Below are 1,361 nucleotides of genomic sequence, written 5' to 3'. Positions count from 1 at the left end.
GTTGGCATGTTGGATTTTCTAAACGTAAGGGGTCCATTTGTGACGATCGTCACTGCGCAGCGGAATACGGTGCCGTACGATTTCTTCAGACCTGATGGCTAAGGCCCCGCATCGTTTCCACTATTCAGCGGCTTTCGTAACGGTATGACAGGCAAAATCATGTCCTCGCGGGTAGGCGGCCGCACTGAAATCACCACGTCGCTTGACGGGCACGTTTTCAGGCCGACGGACGCATTGCGTAGCGCCGCGGCCAATCAACGCGCAGCAACGGAGCGCAGAATCCATGTCGTCGTCTTTCCCGGATTTTCGTCCTTCGACGCCGCAATGCTGGCGCAGACCTTTCAATACGCGAACGAACTGGACCAGACACCTTCGCGCCGCTCGAAGACGTACAAGGTGCTGCTGGTTTCCGCAACGGGTGGGACCGTTATCAGTTCGTCTGGCTTGTCGGTTTCCACAGAACTGGCTGGCGCGGTGTCGGTCGAGGACGCCATTGTGATCGTGGGCGGCGAAGGCGCAATTTCGGCGTGCCGCAATCAAGCCCTGGCTCGCTGGCTGCACAACGCGTATTCGTGCGGAATGGCAATGCTGGCCGTCTCCGAAGGACAGGTGCTTCTGGACGCACAGGAACACCGGAATGACCTCTCCCGTCGACACTCGGCATTCTCGGACGCAATGCGGCCCGATGCTGGCATCGAGAGTCCCACGCGCGCGGAGAACGGCGTCCTCGAACGTAATGCTGCGCTGGCGACAGCACTGGGAATCGTCGGGCGCGATCTGGGCCGAGCGGCGGCTCGCAAGGTCGGCGAACGCATCGTGCCAGGCGCGAGACGTTGGCTGTCGGCGGTCGTCGGCGAAGTGGACGAGAGCAACCGGTCGAGGGCGGAGGAAGCCGCCAGATGGATCGCAGAGAACTTTGAGCGGCCGATTATGGTCGCGGACGTATGCGCGTACACGTTGATGACCACACGGACACTTTCCCGGCAGTTCAAGGAGGTGACAGGCATGAGCCCGACAGGTTATCTGGTCAAGGTGCGATTCGATCGTGCCTGTCAATTGCTTGTTTCGACGCAGCTCCCGATCGACAAGATCGCGCGGCGATGCGGCTTTAGCAGCGGAATGACACTGGCGAAACTGTTTCGCCGACGGCTTTCGGCCTCCGCTAGCGAGTACCGGCAAGCGGCGCGCATGCAAATGGCCTTGTGTTATCGCGCTCCGGAAACCGGACCGGATCAATCGGACTTTGACAGCGCAGAAGATGCTCTGCGTTTATCGGCTATCGAATCTGCTTTAGAGCTTTAATGGCGTCTAGCCTGGCTCCCAAGAGCTGACAGCAAGTGCATCGTGAACATGGGCCGCGG

At 59.9% G+C, this 1,361-nt stretch carries 1 protein-coding gene; it reads left to right on the top strand.

The features are described from left to right. Positions 1 to 159 precede the first annotated feature (159 nt). Positions 160 to 1,302 carry a GlxA family transcriptional regulator gene (locus P3T40_RS44930; protein ID WP_429274096.1) on the top strand — a complete coding sequence of 381 codons (1,143 nt, stop codon included), beginning with the start codon at positions 160 to 162 and terminating at the stop codon, positions 1,300 to 1,302. Positions 1,303 to 1,361 lie beyond the last annotated feature (59 nt).

Origin of the sequence: Paraburkholderia sp. EB58 (assembly GCF_050436665.1) — a bacterium.
In the GTDB taxonomy this organism is placed as follows: Bacteria; Pseudomonadota; Gammaproteobacteria; order Burkholderiales; family Burkholderiaceae; genus Paraburkholderia.
This window is presented reverse-complemented; position numbering and strand designations above follow the sequence as displayed.